Annotated in this window: 26 protein-coding genes; 7 read left to right on the forward strand and 19 right to left on the reverse strand. The window is 75.1% G+C overall.

Features of this window, described 5'->3' with window-relative positions:
• Positions 1-14: 14 nt before the first annotated feature.
• Positions 15-641 (forward strand): TetR/AcrR family transcriptional regulator, encoded by a 627-nt coding sequence (locus BLU55_RS12010; RefSeq protein WP_091729989.1) that lies wholly within the window; start codon positions 15-17, stop codon positions 639-641.
• Here the strand turns inward: BLU55_RS12010 and paaI are convergent.
• The 14 genes from paaI to nadA all read right to left on the reverse strand — a co-directional run bounded on the left by paaI (position 601) and on the right by nadA (position 15,185).
• Positions 601-1,089: a hydroxyphenylacetyl-CoA thioesterase PaaI gene (gene paaI / locus BLU55_RS12015; protein WP_231916849.1), complete on the reverse strand. Its 489-nt coding sequence runs from the start codon at positions 1,087-1,089 to the stop codon at positions 601-603. The two genes, BLU55_RS12010 and paaI, sit on opposite strands and share 41 nt — an antisense overlap.
• Positions 1,086-2,150 carry a 1,2-phenylacetyl-CoA epoxidase subunit PaaE gene (gene paaE / locus BLU55_RS12020; RefSeq protein ID WP_091729991.1) on the reverse strand — a complete coding sequence of 355 codons (1,065 nt, stop codon included), beginning with the start codon at positions 2,148-2,150 and terminating at the stop codon, positions 1,086-1,088. The genes paaI and paaE overlap by 4 nt, the downstream gene beginning before the upstream one ends.
• The gene (gene paaD / locus BLU55_RS12025) at positions 2,150-2,668 is read right to left on the reverse strand and encodes a 1,2-phenylacetyl-CoA epoxidase subunit PaaD (RefSeq protein ID WP_231916850.1); all 519 of its coding nucleotides are present in this window, start codon (positions 2,666-2,668) and stop codon (positions 2,150-2,152) included. The genes paaE and paaD overlap by 1 nt, the downstream gene beginning before the upstream one ends.
• A complete protein-coding gene (gene paaC, locus BLU55_RS12030) occupies positions 2,665-3,591 on the reverse strand; it encodes a 1,2-phenylacetyl-CoA epoxidase subunit PaaC (protein ID WP_091729993.1) in 927 nt (308 codons plus the stop codon). The genes paaD and paaC overlap by 4 nt, the downstream gene beginning before the upstream one ends.
• Positions 3,591-3,884 carry a 1,2-phenylacetyl-CoA epoxidase subunit PaaB gene (gene paaB / locus BLU55_RS12035; protein ID WP_091729995.1) on the reverse strand — a complete coding sequence of 98 codons (294 nt, stop codon included), beginning with the start codon at positions 3,882-3,884 and terminating at the stop codon, positions 3,591-3,593. Before paaB ends, paaC begins: the two co-directional genes overlap by 1 nt.
• On the reverse strand, positions 3,881-4,873 hold the full coding sequence (paaA, locus tag BLU55_RS12040; RefSeq protein ID WP_091729997.1) for a 1,2-phenylacetyl-CoA epoxidase subunit PaaA: 993 nt from the start codon (positions 4,871-4,873) through the stop codon (positions 3,881-3,883). The genes paaB and paaA overlap by 4 nt, the downstream gene beginning before the upstream one ends.
• 43 nt (positions 4,874-4,916) lie before the next feature.
• A complete protein-coding gene (paaK, locus tag BLU55_RS12045; RefSeq protein ID WP_091733830.1) occupies positions 4,917-6,224 on the reverse strand; it encodes a phenylacetate--CoA ligase PaaK in 1,308 nt (435 codons plus the stop codon).
• A 42-nt stretch (positions 6,225-6,266) separates the two neighbouring features.
• Positions 6,267-8,381: a sensor histidine kinase gene (locus BLU55_RS12050; protein WP_091729998.1), complete on the reverse strand. Its 2,115-nt coding sequence runs from the start codon at positions 8,379-8,381 to the stop codon at positions 6,267-6,269.
• A 294-nt stretch (positions 8,382-8,675) separates the two neighbouring features.
• The gene (locus tag BLU55_RS12055) at positions 8,676-9,017 is read right to left on the reverse strand and encodes a DUF1801 domain-containing protein (RefSeq protein WP_091729999.1); all 342 of its coding nucleotides are present in this window, start codon (positions 9,015-9,017) and stop codon (positions 8,676-8,678) included.
• 9 nt (positions 9,018-9,026) lie between these two features.
• A complete protein-coding gene (locus BLU55_RS12060) occupies positions 9,027-10,748 on the reverse strand; it encodes an amylo-alpha-1,6-glucosidase (RefSeq protein ID WP_091730001.1) in 1,722 nt (573 codons plus the stop codon).
• The gene (locus BLU55_RS12065; protein ID WP_091730005.1) at positions 10,745-11,650 is read right to left on the reverse strand and encodes an NAD-dependent epimerase/dehydratase family protein; all 906 of its coding nucleotides are present in this window, start codon (positions 11,648-11,650) and stop codon (positions 10,745-10,747) included. Before BLU55_RS12065 ends, BLU55_RS12060 begins: the two co-directional genes overlap by 4 nt.
• 18 nt (positions 11,651-11,668) lie before the next feature.
• Positions 11,669-12,601, reverse strand: coding sequence for a carboxylating nicotinate-nucleotide diphosphorylase (gene nadC, locus BLU55_RS12070; protein WP_091730007.1), 933 nt, complete (start codon positions 12,599-12,601; stop codon positions 11,669-11,671).
• Positions 12,598-14,190 carry an L-aspartate oxidase gene (locus tag BLU55_RS12075; protein ID WP_091730008.1) on the reverse strand — a complete coding sequence of 531 codons (1,593 nt, stop codon included), beginning with the start codon at positions 14,188-14,190 and terminating at the stop codon, positions 12,598-12,600. Before BLU55_RS12075 ends, nadC begins: the two co-directional genes overlap by 4 nt.
• Positions 14,187-15,185, reverse strand: coding sequence for a quinolinate synthase NadA (gene nadA, locus BLU55_RS12080; protein WP_091730010.1), 999 nt, complete (start codon positions 15,183-15,185; stop codon positions 14,187-14,189). The genes BLU55_RS12075 and nadA overlap by 4 nt, the downstream gene beginning before the upstream one ends.
• Positions 15,186-15,246: 61 nt before the next feature.
• Between nadA and BLU55_RS12085 the strand changes: the two genes are divergently transcribed.
• Positions 15,247-15,963, forward strand: coding sequence for an NUDIX hydrolase (locus BLU55_RS12085; RefSeq protein ID WP_091730014.1), 717 nt, complete (start codon positions 15,247-15,249; stop codon positions 15,961-15,963).
• A gap of 87 nt (positions 15,964-16,050) precedes the next feature.
• Entirely contained in the window at positions 16,051-17,001 is a 951-nt protein-coding gene (locus BLU55_RS12090) for a DMT family transporter (RefSeq protein WP_197680970.1), read from the forward strand.
• Positions 17,002-17,014: 13 nt separating this feature from the next.
• On the opposite strand, the gene BLU55_RS12095 is transcribed toward BLU55_RS12090, so the two are convergent.
• Both BLU55_RS12095 and BLU55_RS20050 read right to left on the reverse strand, forming a co-directional pair.
• Complete coding sequence (locus BLU55_RS12095) at positions 17,015-18,307, reverse strand: cation:proton antiporter domain-containing protein (protein ID WP_091730019.1); 1,293 nt, start codon at positions 18,305-18,307, stop codon at positions 17,015-17,017.
• Positions 18,304-18,435, reverse strand: a complete 132-nt coding sequence (locus BLU55_RS20050) for a hypothetical protein (protein WP_269457917.1) — start codon at positions 18,433-18,435, stop codon at positions 18,304-18,306. The genes BLU55_RS12095 and BLU55_RS20050 overlap by 4 nt, the downstream gene beginning before the upstream one ends.
• Positions 18,436-18,703: 268 nt before the next feature.
• Between BLU55_RS20050 and BLU55_RS12100 the strand changes: the two genes are divergently transcribed.
• The 3 genes from BLU55_RS12100 (at position 18,704) to BLU55_RS12110 (ending at position 22,263) form a co-directional block, all read left to right on the forward strand.
• Complete coding sequence (locus BLU55_RS12100; RefSeq protein WP_091730022.1) at positions 18,704-19,384, forward strand: GntR family transcriptional regulator; 681 nt, start codon at positions 18,704-18,706, stop codon at positions 19,382-19,384.
• Entirely contained in the window at positions 19,381-20,565 is a 1,185-nt protein-coding gene (locus BLU55_RS12105; protein WP_197680971.1) for an MFS transporter, read from the forward strand. Before BLU55_RS12100 ends, BLU55_RS12105 begins: the two co-directional genes overlap by 4 nt.
• Positions 20,566-20,925: 360 nt before the next feature.
• Complete coding sequence (locus tag BLU55_RS12110) at positions 20,926-22,263, forward strand: helix-turn-helix transcriptional regulator (protein WP_157682838.1); 1,338 nt, start codon at positions 20,926-20,928, stop codon at positions 22,261-22,263.
• A 210-nt stretch (positions 22,264-22,473) separates the two neighbouring features.
• Here the strand turns inward: BLU55_RS12110 and BLU55_RS12115 are convergent, their stop codons facing one another.
• Entirely contained in the window at positions 22,474-22,797 is a 324-nt protein-coding gene (locus tag BLU55_RS12115; RefSeq protein WP_197680972.1) for a cupin domain-containing protein, read from the reverse strand.
• Between the two features lie 23 nt (positions 22,798-22,820).
• Positions 22,821-23,210 carry an HNH endonuclease gene (locus tag BLU55_RS12120; protein WP_091730026.1) on the reverse strand — a complete coding sequence of 130 codons (390 nt, stop codon included), beginning with the start codon at positions 23,208-23,210 and terminating at the stop codon, positions 22,821-22,823.
• Positions 23,211-23,280: 70 nt separating this feature from the next.
• On the opposite strand from BLU55_RS12120, the gene BLU55_RS12125 reads away from it, so the two are divergent.
• Entirely contained in the window at positions 23,281-24,483 is a 1,203-nt protein-coding gene (locus tag BLU55_RS12125; protein ID WP_231916851.1) for a PQQ-dependent sugar dehydrogenase, read from the forward strand.
• A 25-nt stretch (positions 24,484-24,508) separates the two neighbouring features.
• On the opposite strand, the gene BLU55_RS12130 is transcribed toward BLU55_RS12125, so the two are convergent.
• Positions 24,509-25,957, reverse strand: coding sequence for an MDR family MFS transporter (locus BLU55_RS12130; protein WP_091730031.1), 1,449 nt, complete (start codon positions 25,955-25,957; stop codon positions 24,509-24,511).
• Positions 25,958-26,028 lie beyond the last annotated feature (71 nt).

Consider the following 26,028-nt stretch of genomic DNA (forward strand, 5'->3'; position numbering starts at 1 on the left):
ACAGGATCGCGCCCATGCCCGATCCCGGCGCCCGGCGCGGCCGTCCCGGCTACGACCAGGCCACGGTGCTGCGCCGCGCCATCGAGCTGTTCAACACCCAGGGGTACGACGCCACCAGCGTCGGCGACCTGGCCCGCGACCTCGGCCTGACCAAGTCGGCGATCTACCACCACGTGCCGAGCAAGCAGGCGCTGCTGTCCGCGGCGCTCGACGAGGCCCTCGACGGGCTCGGCGCCGCCCTCGACCGCGCCGTCGCGGCCACGGGCACCAGCGCGTCCGAGCGGCTGCGCACCGCCCTGGAGCAGTCGGTGCTGGTGCTGGCCGAGCACCTGCCGGCGGTGACGCTGCTGCTGCGGGTGCGCGGCAACAGCGAGGTCGAGCTCGCCGCGCTGGAGCGGCGGCGGGTCGTCGACGAGCAGCTCGCGGGGCTGGTGCGCGCCGCGGTCGCCGAGGGCGCGCTGCGCGACGACCTCGACCCCGAGGTGGTGAGCCGGCTGCTCTTCGGCACCGTCAACTCGCTGGTGGAGTGGTACCGCCCCGGCGGCCCGCTCGAGCCGCAGGCCCTGGCCCGGACCGTGGCCAGCCTGGCCTTCGACGGCCTCAGGCCCCCGCAGCCCCACCCGCCGGCCCCGGAGGCGTGAGGCCCGGGCTGGGTCGGCCCAGGCTGCGGCTGCGCCCCCGGAACTCCGCGACCACGCCGTCGTCGTGCGCGCGGCGCACGGTCACGTCGTACAGCCCCGAGCGGCCCCGGAGCACCACCTGGCTGGCGTGGGCCACCAGCTCGTCGCCGAGCCGACCCGGCTCCAGGAAGCTGATGTCGAAGCCGGCGGCCACCGTGACCTGGCCGTGGGAGTTGCAGGCCACCCCGAAGGCGGAGTCGGCCAGGGCGGCGAGCAGGCCGCCGTGGCAGGTGGCGTAGCCGTTGAGCATGTCGGCGCGCACCGTCATGGCGACCGAGGCGCGGCCCGGACCGGCCTCGAGCACGCGCATGCCGAGCATCCGGCTGGCCGCGTCGCCCGACCACATCGCCTCGGTGCTGAGGCGGGCCACCTCGTCGGCGTCCGGGCCGACCCCGGGGACGGCGCTCACGCGTCGAAGTCCACGGTGACGGCGGCGCCCACCGGCCGGGTCTGGCAGGTGAGCACGAAGCCACGGTCGACCTCGTCGTCGTCGAGGGCGTAGTTGCGCCGCATGTCGACCTCGCCCGTGCGGACCAGGGCGCGGCAGGTGCCGCAGACCCCGCCCCTGCAGGCGAACGGCAGGTCGTTGCGGGTGCTCGTCGCCCCGTCGAGGATCGACCGGCCGCGCGACATCGGCGTCGTGGTGGTGCGGCCGTCGAGGACGACGGTGACCTCGCTGACCTCACCCTCGACCACCGGGTCGGGGCGCTCGAGCTCCGGCGGCGGCTCGTCGACGTGGAACAGCTCGAAGTGGACCCGGTCGCGCGGCACCCCGAGCTCGGCGAGCACCTCGCGGGCGTCGGCGACCAGGCCGAACGGCCCGCACAGCCACACGTGGTCGAGGCCGTCCACCGGCACCAGGGCCAGCAGCAGCCGCCGCAGCCGGTCGGCGTCGAGCCGGCCCGAGAAGAGCTCGACGTCGCGGGGCTCGCGGGAGAGCACGTGCACCAGGTCCAGGCGCGGGCCGTAGCGGTTCTTCACGTCGGCCAGCTCCTCGGCGAACATCACCGACGCGGTCGTCCGGTTGCCGTAGAGCAGGGTGACGCGGGCCGCCGGGTCGGCCAGCACCGAGGCCACGATGGAGAGCATCGGGGTGATGCCGGAGCCGGCCGCGACGCACAGGTGGTGGCCGGCGGTCGCGCCGTCGGCGCGCAGCGCCGAGGCGAAGCTGCCGGTGGGGGGCTGCACCTCGACCCGGTCACCGGCGCGCACCTCGCGCACCAGCCACGAGGAGAACAGCCCCTGCGGGATCAGGCGCACGCCGACCCGGGGCCGGCCGCCGACCGGGGCGCAGATCGAGTAGCTGCGACGGTGCTCGACCCCGTTGACCGTGCGCCGCAGCGTCAGCGACTGACCCGCCGCGAAGGCGTAGTCGTCGGCGAGGTCGGGCGGCACCTCGAAGGTGATCGCCGCGGCGTCGTCGGTCAGCTGCTCCACCTCGGCCACCACCAGCTCGTGGAACGGCGCCATCAGATCTCCTTCACGTGCTCGAAGGGCTCGAGGCAGCTCGAGCAGCGGTACATCGCCTTGCAGGCCGTCGGCCCGAACTCCGAGCCCAGCACGACCTCGTCCGAGCCGCACCGCGGGCAGACCAGCTCGCGGCGGGTGGGCAGCAGCGAGAGCGGCACCGGGCCGTCGTGGCGCGGTGCCGGCCCGGGCGCGGAGATGCCGTGGGCCCGCAGCGCGGCGCGGCCGGCCTCGCTGATCCAGTCGCTCGACCAGGCGGGGGCCAGGCTGACCCGCACCTCGACGTCGGCGTACCCGTGGTCGTGCAGCCGGTGGACCAGGTCGTCGCGCATCGTGGCCATCGCGGGGCAGCCGGAGTAGGTCGGCGTGATGGTGACGACCACCGAGCCCGCCTCCTCGCGGACCTCGCGCAGCACCCCGAGGTCGGCCAGCGTCAGCATCGGCATCTCCGGGTCGCGGACCGCGCTGGCGACGTCCCAGGGCGTCGCCGCGAGCACCGTCGCGCCCGCCTCCGGGCTCACCACCGGCCCTCCGGGTGGGCCCGCGCCACCACCTGCAGCTCGGCGAGCAGCCGGCCCATCGCCTCGGTGTGGCGACCGTCGCGACCGGTGCCGCCCGCGACCGGGCCCGTCTGGGCCACGGCGGGGCGCGCCACGCCGCTGACCGAGAGCACCTGCTCCAGCAGCACGTCGACCTCGGCGGCCACGTCGGCGGGGTCGACCCCGACGCCCTGCTCGGCGGCGGCGCGCTCGACGGCGTGGGTGCGGAACAGCTCGTCGTGCAGCGGCCAGACCAGGGCCAGCCCGGCCTCGAGGCGGCGCCGCGACTCGGCCGTCCCCTGGGCCAGGGTGAGGAACCAGCGCGCGGCGTAGTCGCGGTGGTAGGTCAGCTCCTTGACCCCCTTGACCGCGATCGCGCCCAGCACGGCGTCGCGGCTGGCGACCAGCCGCTGCAGGACCGCGAGGCGGGCGGTGGCGAAGAGCAGCAGCCGCACGACGGTGACGGCGAAGTCGCCGTTGTCGGCCTCGACCAGCCGGACGTTGCGGAAGTCGGCCTCGTCGCGGAAGAAGGCCAGCGCGTCCTCGGCCGGCACCGGCGAGCCCGCGGGCAGCGCCGGCACCAGGGAGGCGTCGGCCGCCGCGGCGCGGGCCAGCAGCAGCCGGGCCTGGCCGAGCAGGTCGAGCGCGACGTTGGCCAGCGCGATGTCCTCCTCGAGGTCGGGCGCGTTGCTGGCCCACTGCGAGAGCCGGTGGGACAGCACGAGGGCGTCGTCGCCCAGCCCCAGGGCGTACGCCGCCAGCACCTGCGGGTCGGCCCCGTCGGGCACCGTGGTGTCCACGCCGGCCAGCGGGTCCTCGAAGGAGGTGCCGAACGCCCACTGGGAGTCGTCGCCGCCGAGGTCGTGCTCGAGCAGGCCGTCGTAGACGCTGTCGTGGTCGTCCATCACATGTGGGGGACGTCATCGGGGATGGAGTAGAACGTCGGGTGCCGGTAGACCTTGTCGCCGGCCGGCGCGAACAGCGGGTCCTTCTCGTCGGGGCTGGACGCCGCGATCAGGTCGGCCCGGACCGCCCAGATGCTGACGCCCTCGTTGCGGCGCGTGTAGACGTCGCGGGCGTGGCGCAGCGCCATCTCGTCGTCGGCCGCGTGCAGCGACCCGACGTGGACGTGGTTGAGCCCGCGCTTGCCGCGCACGAACACCTCGTAGAGCGGCCACTCCGGGCGGACGCCGCTCATGCCGGCGTCCCGACGGTCTCCCCGGACGGCGCGGGCCGGTCCGAGGTGGGGCGGGCCCGGCGCGCGGCGAAGGCGGTGGCCGCCTCGCGCACCCACGCGCCCTCGTCGTGGGCCCGCTTGCGGTGCGCGATCCGCTGGCTGTTGCAGGGACCCCCGCCCCGGACCACCGTCGCGAACTCGTCCCAGTCGGGCTGGCCGAAGTCGTGGTGGCCGCGCTCGGCGTTCCACACCAGGTCGGGGTCGGGCAGCGTGACGCCGAGCGCCTCGGCCTGCGGCACCGACATGTCGACGAACTTCTGGCGCAGCTCGTCGTTGGTGTCGCGCTTGATGCCCCAGGCCATCGACTGCGCGGTGTTGGGCGACTCGTCGTCGGGCGGCCCGAACATCATCAGCGCCGGCCACCAGAACCGGTCGACCGACTCCTGCACCATCGCGCGCTGCGCCTCGGTGCCGCGCATCATCGTCATGAGCAGCTCGAAGCCCTGCCGCTGGTGGAAGGACTCCTCCTTGCAGATCCGGATCATGGCGCGGCCGTAGGGCCCGTACGACGTGCGGCACAGCGGCACCTGGTTGGCGATCGCGGCGCCGTCGACGAGCCAGCCGATGGTGCCGACGTCGGCGTACGACAGGGTGGGGTAGTTGAAGATCGAGGAGTACTTCTGCCGGCCGGAGATCAGCTTCTCGGTCAGCTCGTCGCGCGAGACGCCGAGCGTCTCGGCCGCCGAGTAGAGGTAGAGCCCGTGGCCGGCCTCGTCCTGCACCTTGGCCAGCAGGATCGCCTTGCGGCGCAGCGAGGGCGCCCGGGTGATCCAGTTGCCCTCGGGCTGCATCCCGATGATCTCGGAGTGGGCGTGCTGCGCGATCTGGCGCACCAGGGTGGCGCGGTAGGCCTCGGGCATCCAGTCGCGGGGCTCGACGCGGTCGTGGCGCGCGAGCACCTCCTCGAACTGCGCGACGAGGCGGTCCTCGTCCGTTGCGGTGACGCTCACGTGGCCTCCCAGGATTCCTGACCGATCGGTCAGGAAAGTGTAGTCACCGCCGCGGGCGCTTGTCCACGATGCGCCGCATCTTGCCCACCGAGCGCTCCACGGTGTCGGGGTCGACGACCTCGACGGCGACGCTGACCCCGATCCGCGCCTTGACCGCGGCCCGGAGCCTCACCCCCGCCTCCTGCGCCACGGGGAGCGGCGCGTGCTCGCGGCGCTCCACCAGCACCGTCATCGAGTCGAGGTGGCCGTCACGGTCCAGCACGCACTGGAAGTGCGGCGAGAGCTCGTCGGTGGCGAGGATCAGCTCCTCGACCTGGGTGGGGAACAGGTTGACCCCGCGCAGGATGATCATGTCGTCGGTGCGACCGGTGATCTTCTGCATCCGGCGCATCGTCCGCGCCGTGCCCGGCAGCAGCCGGGTCAGGTCGCGGGTGCGGTAGCGGATCACCGGCATCGCCTGCTTGGTCAGCGAGGTCAGCACCAGCTCGCCCTCCTCGCCGTCGGGCAGCACCTCCCCGGTCACGGGGTCGATCACCTCGGGGAAGAAGTGGTCCTCCCACACGTGCAGGCCGTCCTTGGTCTCGACGCACTCGTTGGCCACGCCGGGCCCCATCACCTCGGAGAGCCCGTAGATGTCGACGGCGTGCATGTCGAGCCGCTCCTCCATCTCGCGGCGCATGTCGTTGGTCCACGGCTCGGCCCCGAAGATGCCGACCTTGAGCGAGGTCGAGCGCGGGTCGATGCCCTGGCGCTCCATCTCGTCGACGACCGAGAGCATGTACGACGGCGTCACCATGATGACGTCGGGTCGGAAGTCCTGGATCAGCTGGACCTGGCGCTCGGTCATGCCGCCCGAGACCGGGACGACCGTGCAGCCGAGCCGCTCCGCGCCGTGGTGGGCCCCGAGACCGCCCGTGAACAGCCCGTAGCCGTAGGCGTTGTGCAGCAGGTGGCCGGCCCGGCCGCCCGAGGCGCGGATGCTGCGGGCCATCACGTGCGCCCAGGTGTCGAGGTCGTCGCGGGTGTAGCCGACCACGGTCGGCTTGCCGGTGGTGCCGGAGGACGCGTGGAGCCGGACCACCTGCTCGCGCGGCACCGCGAACATGCCGAAGGGGTAGTGGGCCCGCAGGTCGGCCTTCGTCGTGAAGGGCAGCCGGGCGAGGTCGTCGAGCGAGGTCACGTCGTCGGGGTGGACGCCCACCTCGTCGAGGGCCGAGCGGTAGTGCGCGACGTGCTCGTAGGCGTGGCGCACCGTCCAGCACAGCCGCTCGGTCTGCAGCGAGCGGAGCTCGTCGAGCGACGCGGTCTCGATCGGCTCCAGGTCACCGGGGCGCGGGCTGAGGTCCTCCATGAGGGCCACGCTCCCACGCACCACCCGCAGGGGCCAGGCCCCTCAGGAGGCGAGCTGCGCGGGCGCCTCGACCTGCGCGACCGGCACGGTGAAGGCGAAGGTCGACCCCTCCCCGGGCACGCTCTCGACCCAGATCCGGCCGCCGTGCTGCTCGACGATGGAGCGGGTGATGGGCAGGCCCAGGCCGGTGCCGGCCTTCTCGCGGGCGTCGGAGACCTCGACCTGGGCGAAGCGCTCGAAGACCAGCTCCAGGTGCGAGGCGGGGATGCCCCGGCCGCTGTCGGAGACGGTGAACTGCACGGCCGGACCGACGGTGCGGGCCTCGACGTGGACCTCGCTGCCCGGGGGCGAGAACTTCACGGCGTTGCCGACCAGGTTGACCAGGGCCTGGACCAGGCGGTCGGCGTCGGCACGCACGAGGCCCTCGGCCCCGTCGACCACCAGCGTGACGCCCGCCTCGGCGGCCAGCACCTCCAGTCCCGAGACGCTCGCCTCGACGACGGCCGCGGCCGCGTGCTCGGCGAAGTACATCGGGAACGACCCGGACTCGAGCCGCTCGACGTCGATGATGTCGTTGACCAGCCGGGTCAGCCGCTCGCTGCCGCGCAGTGCCGTCTCCACCATCGACCCCGCGCTGGCCGGGAGCTCGCCGGTGTCGCCGTCGCTCAGCATCTCCAGCGCGCCGCGGATCGAGGTCAGCGGCGTGCGCAGCTCGTGGCTGACCGCGGAGACGAACTGGTTCTTCATCCGCGCCATCGCCTGGCGCTCGGTCGTGTCGCGGAAGACCAGCACCATGCCGGTCTCCAGGCCCGGCCCGCGCCGGGGGGCGGCCGTCACCTCGACCGGGAAGCGGGTGTCGTCGACGCGCGCGAACTCACCGGACGGCCGCGTGATCGCGGTGCCGGTCTCGCGCACCACGTCGGTCAGGCAGCGCTCGCCGTCCTGGTGGTCCGACGGGCAGGTGATCGTGCACAGGTCGGTGCCCAGCAGCGCCTCGCCATCGGCCCCCAGCACCCCGGCGGCTGCCGGGTTGGCGAAGGTCACGCGGCCCTCCGCGTCGACCCCCATGACGCCCTCGCCCATCGAGGCGAGGATCCCCTCGTGGTGGTCCGAGAGCCACTGCAGGCTCGCCGTGCGGTCCAGGACGCGCTCCTCCAGGGCGCTGCGCACCCGCTGGTTGGAGGTCGCGATCAGCGCCTGCCGGTAGGCCATCAGGGCCAGGACCGAGGTGGTGAGCACCCAGTCGAACTCGGTGCGCAGCGTGCCCGCGGCACAGGCCAGGATCGCGGCGAAGACGCCGACGTCGGGCAGGATCGCGGACAGGCCGCGGGTGAGCGAGCCCGGCGTGCCGCTGAGCCGGCCGCCGTCGGTGCCCGCGGTGGTGCCGGCGAGGCCGACGAGCAGCGGCGCCAGCACGTAGCCCAGGCCGAGCGAGTCGACCGTGTCGGTCGTGCCGATCGCGTCCGCGACCGCGAAGTAGCCGTCGGCGACCCAGTAGGCGCCGAAGCCGAGGGTGAGCAGCAGCAGGTCACCGCGCTCGCGCTCGCTGCGCGAGCGGACGAGCAGCACGCCGGCCAGGGCCGCGAAGACCGCGTCGGCGACCGGGTAGACCACCGAGAGCACGGCCTCGGTGCCCGGCCCGAGCACCTCCACGACGCGGCGCAGGACGAGGAGGTAGGTCACCAGGGTCATCGCCGAGGCGAGCACCATCGTGTCGAGCGTGATCCGGCTGTTGCGACCGCCGAGCTCGGGGCTGCCGCGGGTCAGCAGCACCATCGCGACGCCGACCACGGCGATGCCGAGGAAGTAGAGCAGGTCGGCCGGACCCGGGTACGGCGGCTCGGAGCCGGCCGCCTCGTAGCCGAACCACACCGCGTCGGCCACCGCCCACAGGCCGACCCCGAGCCCCAGCCCGGCCCAGGCCCGCCGGCTCGCGGGGTCGGTGCTCGGCGACCGCAGGCCCGCCCAGGCGCACGCGAGGGCACCGACGACGCTCGCCAGGGCCGAGCAGAGGTCGCTGGTCGCACGCGTGCTCGGGAGTCCCGGCGCCACCAGCCCGCGGGACTGGACCGCGGTCGCCACGACGACCAGCACCAGCCCCGTGAGCGTCATGGCGTAGCGGGGTGCGTGGGCGGCGTGCTGCTGACGCACGTGCATGACCGCTCCCCCCGCGACGGCCCGCGGGCGCGGGCGGCCACTCCACTATGACGAAAGCCATGACCTGAAGATCACGATTTGTCGCATTCGACGAGGTGGGCAGCCCACTGGCGGTGTCCCGCCAACGAGCCAGTCGTCGGGCAGCGCGGCGGACGCCTGCCGGGTGTCGCGGCACCAGCCCAAGGGGCATGCGCGGGTGGCGCCAGCGCCCCTTCACGGCGTCGTGCGCCTCTACGTGGCCCTCCTCGATCGACGTCCCTCACCACGTCGACGCGTGCCGAGCAGCAGGTGTGACTACTCCCGGTTGCGGGCCACCGCGGAGCGGACCAGCGCGACGAAGGCGTCCTCGTCGAGCACGTCGTCCTCCCGCAGGTCGATCGCGCGGCGGGTGCCGGCGTCGAGGCTGGCGTTGAACAGCCCGTCCGGGTCCTCGAGCGAGGCGCCCCTGGCGAAGGTGAGCTTCACCTTGTCCCGGTAGGTCTCCACCGTGCAGACCAGGCCGTCGCAGGAGAAGGTCGGCACCCCGTCGGGGTTGGTGGGCTTGCGCCACTTGGCCTCCTCCACGACGTCGGGCTCGGCCCGCAGCAGCAGGGATCGGAGCGTCTGGACCCTCGCGGTCCGCCAGTCGTCAGCCACGTCACGACCCTAGCGAGCCGGCGCCCCCGCGTCGCGGGCCAGCAGCAGGTAGGCGCTCGCGGTCCACGTGTAGGCGCGGTCGCGCAGCCCCTCCCCGGTCACGGCGTCGAAGTTCTCGGCGAAGCCGCTGCGCTCGCACAGCCGCAGGAACCGGCGCGCCACGTCGTCGGCGAGGCCGTCGTGACCGCACCGCCGCAGGCCCTCGACCACCAGCACCGTCGAGGGCGCCCAGATCGGGCCGCGCCAGTAGCCGTCGGGCTCGTACGCCGCCGAGCCGACCGGCTCGGTCGCCAGCCCGTGCTCGGTCAGGTGGTCGTCGAGCCGGGCGACCAGCGCCTCGCGCACCGCCGCCGGCAGCCGCTCCCCCAGCAGCAGCGCGAGCAGGGGCTGCAGGCTCCGCGTGCGGCGGCGGGCGCCGGACACGACGGCCCGCGAGACCAGCTGCTCGCCGTCCCACAGCTCCTCGACCAGCCCCTCGACGAGCACGTCCGCCCGCGCCGACCAGTGGCGGGCCTGCTCGTCGCGCCCCAGCTCGGAGGCCAGGTCGGCCACCACCTGCGCCTGGACGGCGAGGAAGGCGGCCAGGTCGGCGGTCTCGAGCAGCTGCTCCTCGGCGAAGACCGTGGCGTTGTCCCAGCCGCTGTCGTTGCCGTGCTGGTAGTGCGGCAGTCGGCGCCCCGGGGCCGTGCGCCGGGTGGTCCACCAGGTCGTCCAGGCGGCGAGCTCGTCGAGGACCTCGGCCAGCACCGCCGGGTCGGGCCGCTCCGCGACCCGGGCCAGCAGCGACTGCAGCGCCCAGCCGTGCACGGGCGGCTTGACGAAGTTGCGCAGCACCTCGGACTGGGTGACCGAGTCGGGCAGGGCGCCGTGCTCGTCCTGGTGGGCGAAGGGCAGTCGGAGCTGCTGCCACGCCAGCGCCGGGTCCCCCTCGGCGAGCGCGAGGGCGTTGAAGCAGTGGTCCCAGCTCCAGACCTTGTCCATCCAGTTCATCGACATCAGCACGGCGTCGGTGCCGACGTAGCCGGACGGGGCGACGGTGGCCGACCAGAGCAGGTGCACCGCAGCCGCGGCCGCCGGCGTCCGGTCGGTGCGCCAGCCGGCCACGCGCGCGACGTACGCCGCGAGCTCGTCCGCCACCGCGGCCCGCTCGTCCTCGAAGCTCCGGGCGGGGCGCCACCGCGGGGCCTCGCCGGGCAGCTCCTGGACCCAGAGCTCGGCGACGCCCGTGCCGTCGGGCAGCACCGTGACGGAGCGGGCACAGCGGCCGGTGCGCTGCGCACCCTCCACGACCACGTCGCCCACCTCGACGCCGACGCGGTAGCGGCGCCCGGTCTCGTAGGAGGTGAGCACGACCGTCCCGCTCACCGGCTCCTCGACGAGGTAGGTGCCGCTGAAGGGCGTCAGCTCGGGGGCGGCGGCCGCGACGCGCAGCCCCAGGCCCTCCCCGCGGAACCGCACCACGTCGTCACCGGCGAAGACCGCCCGCACCCGCCCCTCGGCGGCGGTCCACGTGAGCACCGCCGGGTCGGCGCCGACCTCGTGGGCCACCGGGCCGGAGGCGGTGACCGGCACCAGCTCCAGGACCGCGTGCATCCCCTGCACGTGGGAGACCAGGTGCACCTGGTCGCGGACGTCGTGCTGCCCCGCGACCGGGGAGAGGTCGAGCCACGACCCGGCCCGGCTGAAGGGCACCTGCGCCAGGTCGAGGCGGAGGTCGGCGGTCCCGCTCACGCCGGGGCGGCGCCCGGGTCGGCGAGCACGTCGCGCCAGGAGTGCTCGGGGGCGAAGCCGAGCAGCTCGCGGGCCTTGTCGATGGAGTAGAACGTCTCGTCGCGACCGATCTGGCGGCGCACCTCGACACCGTCGTAGAAGCGGTCGAGGACCTCCTGGGTGGTGGCCGCCACCGACATGTCGGGGTTGGCGACGTTGAAGACCTCGTAGCCCAGACCGTCGGTCTGCAGGCACCGCTCGACCATCTGCCCGAGGTCGCGGGCGTCGATGTAGGCGAACACGTTGCGGCGTCGGAGCGCGGGGTCCTCGAGGAAGGGCGGGAACATCTCGGCGTACTCGTGGGGCTCGATGACGTTGTTGATCCGCAGCCCGTAGACGTCGGCGCCGGTGCGCGCCTGGAAGGACCGCGCCGTCACCTCGCCGGCCACCTTCGACATGGCGTAGGCGTCCTCGGGCACCGTGGGGTGCTCCTCGTCGACCGGCACGTAGAGCGGGCGGCGCTCGCCCTGGGCGAAGCAGATGCCGTACGTCGTCTCCGACGAGGCGAAGACGACCTTGCGGATGCCGAGGCGCAGCGCGGCCTCGAGGACGTGGAAGGTGCTGAGCACGTTAGTGGCGTACGTCGTGGCGTCGGAGGCGAGCAGGATCCGGGGCACGGCCGCGAAGTGCACCACCGCGTCGTACGTCGGCTGCTCGTCCAGCTCGAGCTCGGCCATCGTGGCCAGGCCGGCCATCGCCGACCAGGTCTCCCCCGCGTCGGTCAGGTCGACCCGCAGGTCGGCGACCCCGGGGTGGTCGAGGGGCACGAGGTCGGCGTTGGTGACCTGGTGTCCCAGCTCGGCGAGGAACGGAGCCACGTGTCGGCCGGCCTTGCCGCTGCCGCCGGTGAAGAAGATGCGCATGGTGGGGGTCGTACCCGGTCAGCGGGCATCCAGCCCGATGTCGAGCGACGGGGCGGAGTGGGTGAGGCCACCCACCGCCAGCAGGTCGACGCCGGTCGCCGCGACGGCCCGGGCCACGTCGAGGGTGAGCCCCCCGCTGGCCTCCAGGACCGTGCCCGGCGACCGCGAGCGGGTCCGGCGCACGGCCTCGCGCAGGTCGGCCGCCGAGAAGTTGTCGAGCAGCACCTCGCGGGCCCCGTGGGCCAGGGCCTCGTCGAGCTGGTCGAGGTCGTCGACCTCCACCTGCACCGGCACCCCGCGCAGGGCGGCGACGGCCCGCACGGCCTCGAGGGCCGCCCCCACCCCGCCGGCGGCCGCGACGTGGTTGTCCTTGACCAGCACGGCGTCGTGGAGGCCGGCGCGGTGGTTGCGGCCGCCACCGCAGCGCACCGCGTGCTTCTCCAGGGCCCGCAATAGCGGCATCGTCTTGCGGGTGTCGCGGACCTGCACACCGGTGCCCTCGACCGCGGCGACCCAGGCCGCGGTGGCCGTGGCCACCCCGCACAGGTGGCCGAGCAGGTTGAGCGAGGTGCGCTCGAGCAGCAGCACGCCGCGGGCCGGCGCCTCGAGCTCGGCGAGCACGTCGCCAGGTGCGACGCGGGCACCGTCCTCGACCCGGGCCACGAAACGCGCCTCGGGCCCGAGGACGTCGGCGACCATCGCGGCCAGCACCGCCAGGCCGGCCACCGTGCCGGGCTGGCGGGCGACGTAGCGCACGTCGAGCCACGCGTCGGCCGGCACGGTCGCGGCCGAGGTCAGGTCGAGGTGCGCACCCAGCTCGTCGTCCGGCCCGACGCCCAGGTCCTCGGCGAGGGTGGCCCGCACCAGCCGCAGCACCGCGTCCGGGTCGAGACCAGCGGCCACGAGGCCCTCCCGGGCCGCCTGCACGGCGGGGTCGGCGAAGGCGCTCACGCCACCCTCCCCACGGCAGCGGCGGCCTCGGTCACGAGACGGGCCCGGGGCACGCCGTCGGGGTCCAGCCGCACCGCGACGGGGTGGCGCCACCGGTCGGAGGCGACCGGGTGGTCGGCGCGGAAGTGGGCCCCGCGGCTCTCCTCCCGCGCCCTCGCGGCCGCCACGACCGCACCGGCCACCAGCGCGACGGGATCGCGGCGCGGCCGACCGGCGACCACCCGGGCGGCGCGGCCGAGGCCCTCCGCGGTGCGGACCACGCCGACGTCGGCGCTCATCGAGCGGCGCACGGCCTGCGACCCGTCGGGGTCCGGGTCGAGCACCACGTCGGGCAGCTCGCCGACAGCCGGCTCGGGCAGCTCCAGCGCCAGCCGCGCGGCCGTGCGCCGCCCGAAGACCAGCCCCTCGAGCAGGCTGTTGGAGGCGAGCCGGTTGCCGCCGTGGACGCCGGTCGCGGCGACCTCGCCGACGGCGTGCAGGCCGGGGACGTCGCTCGCGCCCCACCGGTCGGTCGCCACGCCGCCGCACCAGAAGTGGGCGGCGGGCGAGACCGGCAGCCAGTCGCGGGCGGGGTCGAGACCGGCCGCCGCGCAGGACGCGGCGATCGTGGGGAACCGCTCCGCGACGTCGGCGACCCCCGTCGCGTCCAGCCACGCGTGCTCGCGTCCCGAGCCCGTCGCCACGGCGTGCACCGCGCGGGCCACGACGTCGCGGGGCGCCAGGTCGGCGAGCGGATGGCGGCCGGCCATGAAGGCGGCGCCCCCGTGGTCGCGCAGCACGGCGCCCTCGCCGCGCAGCGCCTCGGAGACCAGCGGCACCTGGCCGTCGCGACCGGGCAGGTGCAGCGCGGTGGGGTGGAACTGCACGAACTCCGCGTCGCGCAGGCCGGCGCCGGCCAGCAGCGCCAGCGCCGCGCCCTCCCCGGTGACGCCGGGCGGGTTGGTGGTGACGGCGTACGCCGCGCCGATGCCGCCCGTGGCCAGCACCACCGCGCGGGCCCGCATCGTCGTCGCTCCCGCCGGCCCCTCCAGCAGGGCACCGGTCACCTGCGCCCGCCCCGGGTCGGCCGCGCTGCGGCCGCGGACGAGCCCCACGACCCGGGTCTCGCGCCACCAGGTGAGCCCGGCCCGCAGCGCGGCCTGCGCCTCGGTAGCCGCGACCAGCGTGCGCAGCACCTCGGCACCGGTGGCGTCACCGCCCGCGTGGACGACCCGGCGGCGGCCGTGCCCGCCCTCGAGGGTGCGGTCGAGCCGGCCATCGGCGTCCCGGTCGAAGCGGGCGCCGAGCCCGAGCAGGTCGGCCAGGCGCTGCGGCCCCTCCTCGACCAGGCAGTCCAACGCGCGCGGCTCGCACAGGCCGGCGCCGGCGAGCGCGGTGTCCCGGGCGTGGTCGACCGGGTCGTCGTCACCGGCGTACGCCGCGGCGACCCCGCCCTGGGCCCAGCCGGTGCTGCCCCCACCGGCCGAGACGACGGCGACCGTGCGGCCGCCGGCCCGCAGCCCCAGGGCGGTCGAGAGGCCGGCCACCCCGGCGCCGACGACCAGGACGTCGACCTCGACGGACCCGCGCGGTGCCGCCGACGCGCTCACTCGCCACCGCCGGGCCGACCGATGGCCAGCATCCGCTCGACCGCGCGCCGGGCCCGCCGCGCGACGTCGGCGTCGACGTGCACCTCGTCGCCCCCGCCCCGCAGCGTCGCCAGCAGCAGCTCGGGGGTGGTCATCTTCATGAACCGGCACGACGCCTGGGGGTTCATCGGCAGGAACGTCGTCGTCGGGTTGACCTGCCGCAGCTGGTGCAGCATCCCGACCTCGGTCGCGACCAGCGAGGTCGGCGCCGTCATCGTCCGGGCGGCCTCGAGCATCCCCCCGGTCGAGAGCACCTGGGTGCGTCCGGCCGGGAGGTCGCCGGCACCGGACAGCCACAGGGCCGAGTTGGCGCACCCGCACTCGGGGTGCACCAGCAGCTCGGCCTCGGGGTGGGCCGCGACCTGGCGGCGGACGTCGGCCGGCGTGATGCCGGCGTGCACGTGGCACTCCCCCAGCCAGACCAGCAGGTTCTCCCGCCCGGTCTCGCGGCGCACGTGCGCCCCCAGGAACTGGTCGGGCAGGAACAGCACCGTGCGGTCGCGCGGGATCGAGTCGACCACCTCGACGGCGTTGGAGGAGGTGCAGCAGTAGTCGACCTCGGCCTTCACCGCGGCGCTGGTGTTGACGTAGGCGACCACGACCGCGTCGGGGTGCTCGGCCTTCCACGCCCGCACCTGGTCGGCGTCGATCGAGTCGGCCAGCGAGCAGCCGGCCTCGCGGGTCGGGGCAAGGACCGTCTTGGCGGGGCTGAGGATCTTGGCCGTCTCGGCCATGAACCACACGCCGCAGAACACGATCGTGCGCGCGTCGGTCTCGGCGGCGATCCGCGAGAGCGCGAGCGAGTCGCCGACGTGGTGGGCGACGTCCTGGACCTCGGGACTCATGTAGTTGTGCGCCAGCACCACGGCGTCGCGCTCCTCGGCCAGGCGGCGCACCTCCTCCTGCCAGGCGTGCGGCCAGCGCCGCGGGCGGGCCGAGGTGTCGGTCGTGGTCATGGGGGCTCCCCTGGTTTTCGACTGCAAGGCGACAACTGCCGCCGACGCTACCATCGACCCCATGGCCAGCCCGGGGACCGACCACGCGGCGGTCGGTGCGTCGGGGCTGGCGGCGTACGCCCACGAGGTGCTGGCCGTGGTGCTCTCGGTCCGCGAGGGCCGGCTGTGCGTGCTGCTGTGGCGCCGCGAGCGCGCGCCCGAGTCGGGTCGCTGGTCGCTGCCGGGCGGCGGCGTCGCCCCGGACCAGCGGCTGCGCGAGGCGATCAGCACCCACCTGGCGGCCAAGGTCGACGTGCGCAACGTGTCCTGGCTGGAGCAGGTCGCGACCCACAGCCGGGTCGACCGCGACCCCCGGGAGCGGGTGCTGGCCACGGGCTACCTCGCGCTGGTGCCGGTCGACGTCGTGCCCGTGCTGCCCGCCGACACGGAGTGGTTCGACGTCGCCGACCTGCCGGCGACGGCCTTCGACCACCACCACTTCGTCGAGGCGGCGACCGATCGGCTCCGCGCCAAGCTCAGCTACACCAACATCGGCTTCGCGCTGGCGCCGCGCGAGTTCACGATGCCGGTGATGCGCGACCTCGTCAGCGCCGCCCTCGGCCACCCCGTCTCGACCACCAACCTCACCCGCGTGATGACGCGGCGCGGCATGGTCGAGCCGACCGGCGGCACCGCTGCCCCCGGCCCCCACGGCGGCCGCCCCGCCACGGTCTACCGCTTCCGCGAGCGCACCCTCACCGTCACCGACCCGTACGCCGTCCTCAAGCCCCCCGACTGACCCGCCGCGCCCCGGGTCGTGGGTGCCACCGGGCGCCCGGGCGCCCCCTCACCCGCACGACCCGGGCGGGGCGCGAGGATGCTGCCCGTGACCTCGTCGACCCGGCCCGCGGCAGCAGCCGCCCGGGGCGGCTGGGCCGGGCTCGGGCTGCTCGGCGCCGCCGGGGTGCTCTGGGGCACCATCGGGCCGGCCGTCGACGTGGTCCACGACCGGTCGGGCCTCTCGCCGCTGACCATCGGGGCGTGGCGCTCGGCCGCCGGGATCGCCGTCCTGCTGCTCGCCGTCGGGGCCGCGCGCCGGGTCGGGGCGTGCCGCGCCCTGCTGCGCGACCACCGGCGCGAGGTCGTCCTCACCGGCTCGCTGACCGCGGCCTTCCAGCTGCTGTTCTTCGTGGCCGTCGTCAGCGCCGGGGTGAGCGTGACCACCGTGGTCGCGCTCGGCTCGGCCCCGGTGCTGCTCCTCGTGCTCGGCAGCGTCCGGCGTCGCCGGCTCCCCGGCCCCGGCGAGGCGCTCGTGGTCGGCGCCGCGCTGCTGGGGCTGCTGCTGGTCGGGGCCGGCGGTGGCACGGCCGGCACCGGCACCCACCCGGGGTGGGGCGTCCTGGCCGCGCTGGGCTCGGGGGCGGCCTACGCCCTCTCGGCGGAGGCGGGCGGCTCGCTGACCCGGCGGGGCGACGCCCTGGTCGTCACCACCTGCACCACGGCGGTCGTGGCCGCGGCGCTGGTGCCGGTGGGCGTGCTGGCCGTCGTGGTCGGGGACGAGCCCTGGCGCACGGCGGACGCCGGGTCGTGGGTGCTGGTCGCCTACCTCGGGGTGGTGACGATGGCGCTGGCCTACGTGCTGCTGTACGCCGGCCTGCGGAGCACCCCGAGCGGCACGGCCGTCGTGGCCACCCTGCTCGAGCCGGTGACCGCCGTCCTCGTCGCGGTGACCCTGCTCGGCGAACGGCTCTCCCCCGCGGGCGCGGTCGGCTGCCTGCTGATCCTGGGGGCGATCGCCTCGCTGGGCCGTCGCGGCGAGGCGCCGCAGGCGCAGTGACCCCGCCCGGGGCTCAGCGGCCCCGCGCCCGGTCGATCCGCGCCATCACCGGGGTCGCGAGCACGCCGTGCACCAGCACCGAGAGCACGAGCGTGAAGGCGACCGTGGACCACAGCCAGTCACCGCCGAGGTCCGGGCTTTCGCCCGCGGCGTACGCCAGGTAGTAGAGGGACCCGACCCCCCGGACCCCGAAGAACGCGACGGCCCACTTCTCGGGCGTCGTGGTGCCGCCGACCTCGTCGGGCTGCCGCGCCCAGGGCGCCAGGGCGACGTAGCCGGCCAGCGGCCGGACCACCCCGACCAGCGCCACGCCGACCAGGACGCCGCGCCAGTCGAGGGTCGCGAGCAGGCCGCGGGTGAGCGCGATGCCGAGCACGAGGAGCACGAACAGGGTGAACAGCCGCTCGAGCCGCTCGACGACCTCGTGCATCGCCCGGTGGTAGTCGTGGCCGCGCTCGGCCGAGCGCAGGGTCATGGCGCAGGTGAAGACGGCCAGGAAGCCGTAGCCGCCCGCCACCTCGCCCACGCCGTACGCCGAGAGCAGGGCGGCCAGCGCCAGCAGCGACTCGCCCCGCTCGGCGACCGTCGGCGCGTCCGAGCTGTCACGACCCCGGAAGGCGAGGGCCGCCAGCAACCGGCCGACGACGAGGCCCACCAGCACCCCGATGACGATCTTGCCGACGAGGTAGAACCCCACCCACTCCAGCGCCCACCCGCCCACGGCGCCCTCGGTCGCGAGCAGCACCGCGGCGTACACGAACGGGAAGGCCAGCCCGTCGTTGAGGCCCGCCTCCGAGGTGAGGCTGAAGCGGACGTCGTCGTCGCCGTCCACCTCGTCGCGGTCGCCGCCACGCGGTCCGGCGACCTGGACGTCGGAGGCCAGCACGGGGTCGGTCGGGGCCAGCACCGCCCCGAGCAGCAGCGCGACGGCCGGGGCCAGCCCCGCGGCCCACCCCAGGAGTGCCACCGAGCCGATCGTGAGCGGCATCGCGACCGCCAGCAGCCGCCAGGTCGGGGACCAGCCGCCCCACGACGACCGGCGCAGCAGGTTCAGCGGGCGGTCGATCGCCAGGCCCACCCCCATCAGCGCGATCAGCACCGTCAGCTCGGTGACGTGCTCGATGACGGCCCGGTTCTCCTGCGGGTCGAGCGGCAGCGCGTCCGGCAGCGGGGTCAGGCCGACCAGCATGCCGACGGCGACGAGCACCATCGGCGCGGAGACTGCCCAGTGGCGCAGCAGCTGGGGCAGCAGGACGGCCAGCAGGAGGGTGCCGCCGGCCACCACGTAGACGAGGTCGGCGGTCACCCGGACGCCGTACCCAGCCCGGGGCGTCGCGTGCACCCACGAGTCGGGTCGCGCAGCTCGTGCACCCAGCGGGTGCGCTCGTGCTCGGCGACGTAGAAGTCGGAGGGGTTGCGCGTCGTGGTCACCACCCGGGCGCCGTGGCCGTCAGCAGCAGGCCCGCCGCGACGTCCAGGAGCGCCATCAGGGTCGCCCGGCCGCAGCGGCGGGGGCGGCGCACGTCACGAGGTCCACCACGGCATCGAACCCTGCGGGCCCACGGCTCCGCCTCACCCCGAGGTCCCAGGCGTGCACGTGCCCGAGCGTGTGCCACCGTCATAACCTCGCCGGGATCAGGACGCCGTTCCGCTCCGTGGCCCCGTGTCTCACGCTCGCATTGCGATCCTCTAGGTTATAACCATGACCTCGCACGGCGACCCGGACGGCGGTCTCCCCACCAAGGGCGACCTGGCGTACGCACGGGTGCGCGCGATGGTCCTCTCCGGCGAGCTGGAGCCCGGGTCGGTGGTCCCCCAGGCCCGCCTGGCGCAGAGCATCGGGGTCAGCACCACGCCGCTGCGCGAGGCGATGCGGCGGCTCTCGGTCGAGGGCCTGGTCTCCCTCGGCGCCCACCGCGACGCGCGGGTGGCCCACCTCACGGCCGAGGAGGCGCGCGACCTCGTCGAGCTGCGACGGTCGCTGGACCCGCTGGCCTGCTCCCTGGCCGCCGAGCGACGCACGTCGGCCGAGCTCGACCGGATGCGCGCCACCCTCGCCGGCTGCCGCGCGCTGCCCGACGACCCCGACGCCGCGGATCTCGCAGCCCACCGGGCCTTCCACCGGGCGGTCTACGTCGCGTCCCACAACGCCGTCCTGGTCGCCACCCTCGACGGCCTCTGGGACCGCACCGACCGCTACCGCCTGCTGGGGCTGCGCTCGCCGCGCGACCAGGCCGCGCGCGACCGGACCGACCAGGAGCACGAGCAGCTGGTCGACGCCGTGGCGCGGGGCGACGCCGAGGCGGCCGCCACGGTGATGGAGCGGCACGTCGAGCACAGCCTGGGTGCCCGGGCGGCCCAGCGCCTGGACGGGCACCGGTGACCCGCGCCGAGCGGTCGCGCGCGTGGCTGGTGCCGTTCTTCGCCCACTCGCTGCTCGTCCAGGCCGTCACCTTCGTGCTGCGGCCGACGGCGATCTACCGCGCCATCGAGCTCGACGTCCCCGCTCCGTGGCTCGGCGCGCTCGGCGCGAGCTTCGCCGTGGTGCCGCTGCTGCTGGCCGTGCCGAGCGGCCTGGCCGCCGACCGGTGGGGCGAGCGGCGCGTGATGATCACCGGTGGCGTGCTGGTGGTGGCCGCCGCCGCGGCGTTCGCGCTGACCCGGTCGGTGTGGGGGCTGCTGCTCGCCAGCGTGCTGCTCGGCACCGGCCACCTGTTCTCCGTCATCGGGCAGCAGGCGCTGGTCGCCAACCGGACGCCGCGCAGCCGCTACGACTCGGCGTTCGGGCACTACACCTTCGCGACCTCGGCCGGCCAGGCCCTCGGTCCCGGCCTGATCGTGCTCTTCGGCGGGCAGCGCGCCATCCCCGACACCAACGCGATCTTCGGGTGGGCCACCGGGCTCGGCGCCGTCCTGCTGGCCACCTCGCTGCTGCTGCCCTCGTCGGGCTCGGCCCAGCAGCGCTCGGAGGTCGCGCCCGGTTCGGTGCGCTCGCTGCTGCGGCGCCGGGGGCTGGTGCCGGCGCTGACCGTGAGCTGCGTCGTGCTCTCGGCCGTCGACATCAGCCTGGTCTACCTGCCCGTGCTCGGGACCGAGCGCGAGATCGCGTCCGGCACCATCGGCGCGCTCCTGGCGGTGCGCGCGGGCGCGTCGATGGTGAGCCGGTTCTTCCTCGGCCGCCTCGCCGCCGCGTGGGGTCGGCGCGCGCTGCTGACGGGCAGCGTGGTGCTCTCGGCGGTGGGGATGGCGCTGGTCCCGGTGCCGATGCCGGTCTGGCTGCTGGTCGTGCTGGTCGCCGCGACCGGTCTCGGTCTCGGCGCGGGCCAGCCGCTGACGATGTCGTGGCTCGCCGACTCCACGCCCCCCGGCCTGCGCGGCCGGGCGATGTCGCTGCGCCTGACCGGCAACCGCTTCGGCCAGGTCGTGGTGCCCTCGCTCGCCGGGGCGGTCGCGGTCGGCTCCGGCGCCGCAGGCGTGCTGTGGCTGACCGCCGCGACGCTGGCGGGTGCGGCGGTGCTCTCGCGACGGGTGAGCGCCCCGCCGCCCGCGCCGGGCCAGGGCTAGGCGCTCGGACCGGTCCCCACCCGTCGTCGCGGCCGGCTCCCCCCGGTGCCGGCCGCGACGTACGACGCGTCCTACCTGATCCGCGACCGCGTCCGCGGCGGCGAGGTGGTGGGTCTGGTCCGGGTGCTGCTGCGCTCGGTGGTCACGGGATGGCTCCATGCGTTCTCGGGGGGGTATGTCCTGTCCGCCCCAGTCTGAGCGCCACGGCGTGCCGCAGGTACTAGCCGGGCGACCCATGTTGGCGCCACCGCGCCACGCCCGCGAGGTCCGGCACGCCACCCGGGCGACCTGGCTAGGCTGGCGCGGCCCGAGCTCCGCACGTCCTCCCGGCCGTGGTGGGAACGGCCCCCGAGACGACAGGTGAGCGGCCCCATCAGCACGATCCACGACGCCCCGCACGGCGACCCTGCATCCAGGGTGGTGCTCCTCACCCCCGACTGGTCCACCGTCCTGGACGCGACCTCCACCTGCCGCTACCAGCTGCGCCTCGCCCGCGAGGACATCCTCGACGGCGGCACCTCGGTGTTCGACCCGAGCGACGAGCGGCTCGCGCCCGCGCGGGCCGAGCACCGTCGCACGGGCCGCTTCCACGGCCCGCTCCGGCTGCGACCGAAGGACGGGACCCCCTTCGAGGCCCTCGTCTCCGTCGTCTCCGGCTCCCCCGCGGGCGGCGACGGCAGCACGCGCGAGGACCTCGCCGTCATGGAGTACGACGCCGAGCGGCAGGTGCCCCACGGGCTGGAGCAGCAGTGGTCCCGACACCCGCTGCACCACTCCCCCGACGTGGTCGCGCTCTACGAGGCGGACGGGACGCTGCGCTACATCAGTCCCTCGGTCGAGGACGTGCTCGGCTGGACCCCGCAGGAGATGACGGGCCGCGTCACCATCGACCTGGTCCACCCCGACGACGTCGAGCCGATGATCGACGCGATGCTCTCGGCCGCCGAGGTCACGGGTCCCCCGAGGCCCGTGGTGTTCCGCGTGCGGCACCGCGACGGCCGGTGGCGTCACCTGGAGGTCATGCTCCGGGACCTGTCGGACGACCCCGAGGTCGGCGGGTCCACCGTGCACTTCCGCGACATCACCGACCGGGTCGAGGAGCTGGGCGCGCACTGGTTCGCGGGCCTCGACGCCCTGGACGGCTCGTCGGGCGGCCTCGCGAACCTCACCCCCGAGGGTCGTCTGGTGCGGTTCAACGACCGGTTCCAGCAGCTCGTGGGCCGCTCCCGCGAGCAGCTGCTGCAACTCGACAGCCTCGAGGACGCCCTCCACCCCGAGGACCGCGTCGGGTGGCGCGCGGAGCTGCGGCGCGTGGCGCAGGGCGGTGCCGTCGCCGCCTCGGAGTGGCGCCACCTGCGGGCCGACGGGTCGCTCACGTGGGTGAGCGCCCGGGTGCAGCGCCCGCTGCGGTCCGCCGGCGGCTCCGACCTGCTGGTGGTGACGGTCGAGGACGTGACGGGGCGCAAGGAGGCCGAGCAGGCGCTGGCCCTGCTCACGCCGCGCGAGCAGGAGGTCCTCGGCCTGGTCCGGCAGGGACTCGACAACAGCGAGATCGCCCGGGCGCTGTTCGTCAGCGTGCACACCGTCAAGCACCACGTGCAGGGCGTGCTGCGCAAGCTCGAGGTGCCCGACCGCCGGCGTGCCGCCGAGCGGGTCGCCGCGCTGGACACCTCCCCCCGCGGCCGACCACGGGACTGAGGGGCCGCCGACCGGCCCCGATGGTCTAGTGCAACCGCCCCAGATCGGTGCGGGCGGTGTCTGGAGCCGGCGCGACAGGGCACCAGGTACGTGCGCCAGGTGGCACAGTCCTGACGCGCGGACGAGGTCCCGGGCGTGAAGCAGCCCGCGGCCGGGACCTCGAGCCGGTAGTTGCGCCACCGTCCCGTCCCCGACGGCGCAGGGGCCGGCTCAGCCGACGTACAGCTTGCGGAGCGTCTGGTGGACCACCCAGGTGGTGCGGTCGCCAGCCGCGAGCCGGACGACCGCGCCCGGCGCCAGGTCGACGACCTCGCCGTCGTCGAACGTGACGGTCGCCGAGCCCGAGAGGACGACGAAGGCCTCGTCGGTCTCGACGTCGGTGACCGTCCCGGGCGTGATCTCCCAGAGCCCCACCTCGACGTCGCCGAGCGTCGTCAGGGCGCGCGACCCGGCCACGGGTGACCCGGCCACGACCTCCTCGGGGGCGAGGGCGGTGGTGGGGACCGGGGCGGTGGTGTCGAGGAGTCGGCGCACGCGCCCATCCTGTCGCGGCGGCGTCAGGGTGGCGCCGTGCGACGACGCAGCCGGCGCAGCTCGCGGTCCAGGTAGGGCCGGGCCCGGCGCTGGCCGCCTCGCCGCCCGACGGCCTCCTGCAGCGCGACGAGCGAGCGCAGCAGCCGGTCCGGATCGGGGGCCCACCCCCGACGGGCGCACTCCTCCAACCAGGCCACCGGCGCCTGGTGGCCCCGCTGACCGTTGCACCGGCGGCAGGCCAGCAGCTCGTTCTCCAGCCAGGACGGGCCACCCTTGACCCGGGGCACGACGTGCTCGGTCGTCGGCTGCACCAGGGACCCGAACGGCCGGCCGCACCACACGCACGTGGCGCCGTCCCGCTGCAGGAGCAGCTCGCGACGGCGCGTCCGGTCGGGTGCTGCTGGGGGCCGCATCGTGGCCCCGACGCTACCCAGCGCCTGGATGACCGCCGGGGCCCTTGGCCGCCCGGGGGACGATCGGGACGTGACCCGCCGTCGCCGCACCCGCCCCGCCCTGCTCGCCAGCCTGGCCGCCAGCGCCGCGCTCGTCACCGGCTGCTCCTCGGGCTCGGGCTCGGGCGACCCGCTCGACGGCGGTCGCACCGGAGCCGGCGCCCAGACGGACGCCTCCGCGTCGGCGTCGGACCGGCCCTTCGAGGTCGAGGAGGTCGACGCCTTCGACGAGCCGTGGGCGATGACGTTCCTGCCAGGATCGGGCGACCTGCTGGTCACCGAGCGCGACGGCGTGCTGCACCTGCGCGACCAGGAGAGTGACGAGCGGGTCGAGGTCACCGGGGTGCCCGAGGTGGTCGACGCCGGTCAGGGCGGGCTGGGCGACGTGGTCGCGGGTCCGTCGTACGCCGAGGACGGCACGGTCTACCTCAGCTGGGTCGAGGCCGGCACCGCCGGGACCTCCGGGGCGGTGGTCGGTCGTGCCCGCCTCGTCACCGACGGGCAGCCACGCCTCGACGGCCTCGAGGTGATCTGGCGCCAGGACCCGAAGGTCGACGGCGACGGCCACTTCTCGCACCGGATCGCGGTCGACCCCGAGGGACGCCACCTCTTCGTCAGCTCCGGCGACCGACAGCTCGGCGCCCCGGCGCAGGACACCACCAACACGCTCGGCTCCATCGTCCGCCTCGACCTCGACGGCGATCCCGCGCCGGGCAACCCGCTGGCCGACCAGGGCGGTCGGTCGGCCGAGATCTGGAGCTGGGGGCACCGCAACCCCCTCGGCCTGGAGTTCGCCCCCGACGGGACGCTGTGGTCCTCGGAGATGGGGCCGCAGGGCGGTGACGAGCTCAACCTCGTCGAGGCGGGCGGCAACTACGGCTGGCCCGAGGCCTCCAACGGCAGCGACTACGGCGGTGGCGACATCCCCGACCACGAGGACGGCGACGGCTTCGTCGCGCCCGTGGCGTGGTGGGACCCGAGCATCTCCCCCGGCAGCCTGATGCTCTACGACGGCGAGCTGTTCCCCGACTGGCGTGGCGACGCCTTCCTCGGCGCCCTGTCCGGCGAGGCGCTCGTGCGCGTCGACCTCGACGGCCGTCGTGCCGGCTCGATCCAGGCCTGGGACCTCGGCGAGCGCATCCGGGCCGTCGAGCAGGCGCCGGACGGGTCGGTCTGGCTGCTGGAGGACGCGGGCGCCGGGCGGCTGCTCCGGCTCACCCCGACCGACGGCTGAGGCCGGCGGCCGAGCGAGGGGCCGCTCAGGCCGCGGTCCGCTCGCGGCGGGCCGCGAGCGCGACCAGGACGGCGAGGGCCGAGATCACGCCGCCGTACACGAAGGCGGCGTGGACGCCGTTGGCCGTGGCCTCGACGAGGTCGACCCCCGCCCGGGCGTCGGAGACCTGCCGACGGGTCAGCACGGTGACGAACAGGGCGGTGCCCGCGGCGCCGGCGACCTGCTGCAGCGTGGAGACGGTCGCGCTGCCGTGGGAGTAGAGGTGCGGCGGGAGCGAGCCCAGCGCCGAGGTCAGCAGCGGGGTGAACATCAGGGCGAGCCCGATGCTGAGCAGCACGTGGACCGCGACGACCGCACCCTGCCCGGTGGCCTGGTCGAAGGTCGTCATCAGCCACAGCGCGGCGGAGGTCGCGGCCGCGCCCGGCGCGACCAGGGGGCGCGGGCCGAAGCGGTCGAACAGCCGACCGACGACCGGGGCGAGCAGGCCCATGACGAGACCACCCGGGAGCAGCACCAGGCCGGTCTCGAGGGTGGTGAGGCCGAGCACCGACTGGAGGTAGATGGGCAGCAGGATCAGGGTGCCGAACAGCGCCATCATGCTGACCGCGATCAGCAGGGCGGCCACGGAGAACGTCCGGCTCGTGAAGGTGCGCAGGTCGAGCAGGGCGCGGTCGCGCAGGCGCAGCTGCCGGGACACGAAGGCGGCCAGCGCCGCCGCGCCGATGACCAGCGGCAGCCAGGGCGGGACGGGGCTGTGGCCGGACGCCGCCTCGCCGATGCTGCTCAGGCCGTAGACCAGGCCGCCGAAGGCGAGGGCCGAGAGCACGACGGAGGCGACGTCGAGCGACGAGCGGACCGGCTCCCCGAGGTTGCGGACCCACAGCGCGCCCAGGCCCAGCGACAGCAGCGCGATCGGCAGCACCAGCCAGAACATCCAGCGCCAGCTGAGCTGGTCGAGCACCAGCCCGGAGATGGTCGGGCCGACGGCCGGCGCCACCGAGATGACGATCGAGATCGTGCCCATCATCCGACCGCGACGCTCGGGCTCGACGACCGTGAGGATCGTCGTCATCAGCAGCGGCATCATCAGCGCGGTGCCGACCGCCTGCACGACGCGGGCGAGCACCAGGACACCGAACGTCGGCGCCAGACCGGCCAGCGCCGTGCCGATCGAGAACGAGATCATCGCGGCCAGGAACACCTGGCGCAGCGTGAACCGCCGCAGCAGCCAGCCCGTGACCGGGATGACCACCGCCATCGTGAGCAGGAAGGCCGTGGTGAGCCACTGGGCGCTGCTCGCTGGCACGGCGAACTCGCGCATCAGCTCGGGCAGCGCGACGCCCATGATGGTCTCGTTGAGGATCACCACGAACGCCGACCCGACGAGCAGGGCCACGAGCGGACCGACGCGGACGTCCGGGGGGAGCGCCGGGCGGACGGGGTCCGGCGAGGTGGTCGGAACGGTGGCGGTCACGTGGGTCTCCTGGCGTCGCGGGCTGGCAGTCACTGCCAACCCGTCAGACCCTGCCAGGTATTCCCACTAGG

The organism is Nocardioides scoriae, assembly GCF_900104965.1.
In the GTDB taxonomy this organism is placed as follows: domain Bacteria; phylum Actinomycetota; class Actinomycetes; order Propionibacteriales; family Nocardioidaceae; genus Marmoricola; species Marmoricola scoriae.

What these genes read in the sequence shown, in the direction of transcription:
- BLU55_RS12010 (WP_091729989.1), top strand. Translation starts at nt 15, where the DNA reads ATGCCCGATCCCGGCGCCCGGCGCGGCCGTCCCGGCTACGACCAGGCC.
- BLU55_RS12065 (WP_091730005.1), bottom strand. Translation starts at nt 11,650, where the DNA reads ATGCGCATCTTCTTCACCGGCGGCAGCGGCAAGGCCGGCCGACACGTG.
- paaE (WP_091729991.1), bottom strand. Translation starts at nt 2,150, where the DNA reads ATGGCGCCGTTCCACGAGCTGGTGGTGGCCGAGGTGGAGCAGCTGACC.
- BLU55_RS12120 (WP_091730026.1), bottom strand. Translation starts at nt 23,210, where the DNA reads ATGCGGCCCCCAGCAGCACCCGACCGGACGCGCCGTCGCGAGCTGCTC.
- paaK (WP_091733830.1), bottom strand. Translation starts at nt 6,224, where the DNA reads ATGGAGGACCTCAGCCCGCGCCCCGGTGACCTGGAGCCGATCGAGACC.
- nadA (WP_091730010.1), bottom strand. Translation starts at nt 15,185, where the DNA reads ATGACCACGACCGACACCTCGGCCCGCCCGCGGCGCTGGCCGCACGCC.
- BLU55_RS12050 (WP_091729998.1), bottom strand. Translation starts at nt 8,381, where the DNA reads ATGCACGTGCGTCAGCAGCACGCCGCCCACGCACCCCGCTACGCCATG.
- BLU55_RS12085 (WP_091730014.1), top strand. Translation starts at nt 15,247, where the DNA reads ATGGCCAGCCCGGGGACCGACCACGCGGCGGTCGGTGCGTCGGGGCTG.
- BLU55_RS12100 (WP_091730022.1), top strand. Translation starts at nt 18,704, where the DNA reads ATGACCTCGCACGGCGACCCGGACGGCGGTCTCCCCACCAAGGGCGAC.
- paaC (WP_091729993.1), bottom strand. Translation starts at nt 3,591, where the DNA reads ATGGACGACCACGACAGCGTCTACGACGGCCTGCTCGAGCACGACCTC.
- paaB (WP_091729995.1), bottom strand. Translation starts at nt 3,884, where the DNA reads ATGAGCGGCGTCCGCCCGGAGTGGCCGCTCTACGAGGTGTTCGTGCGC.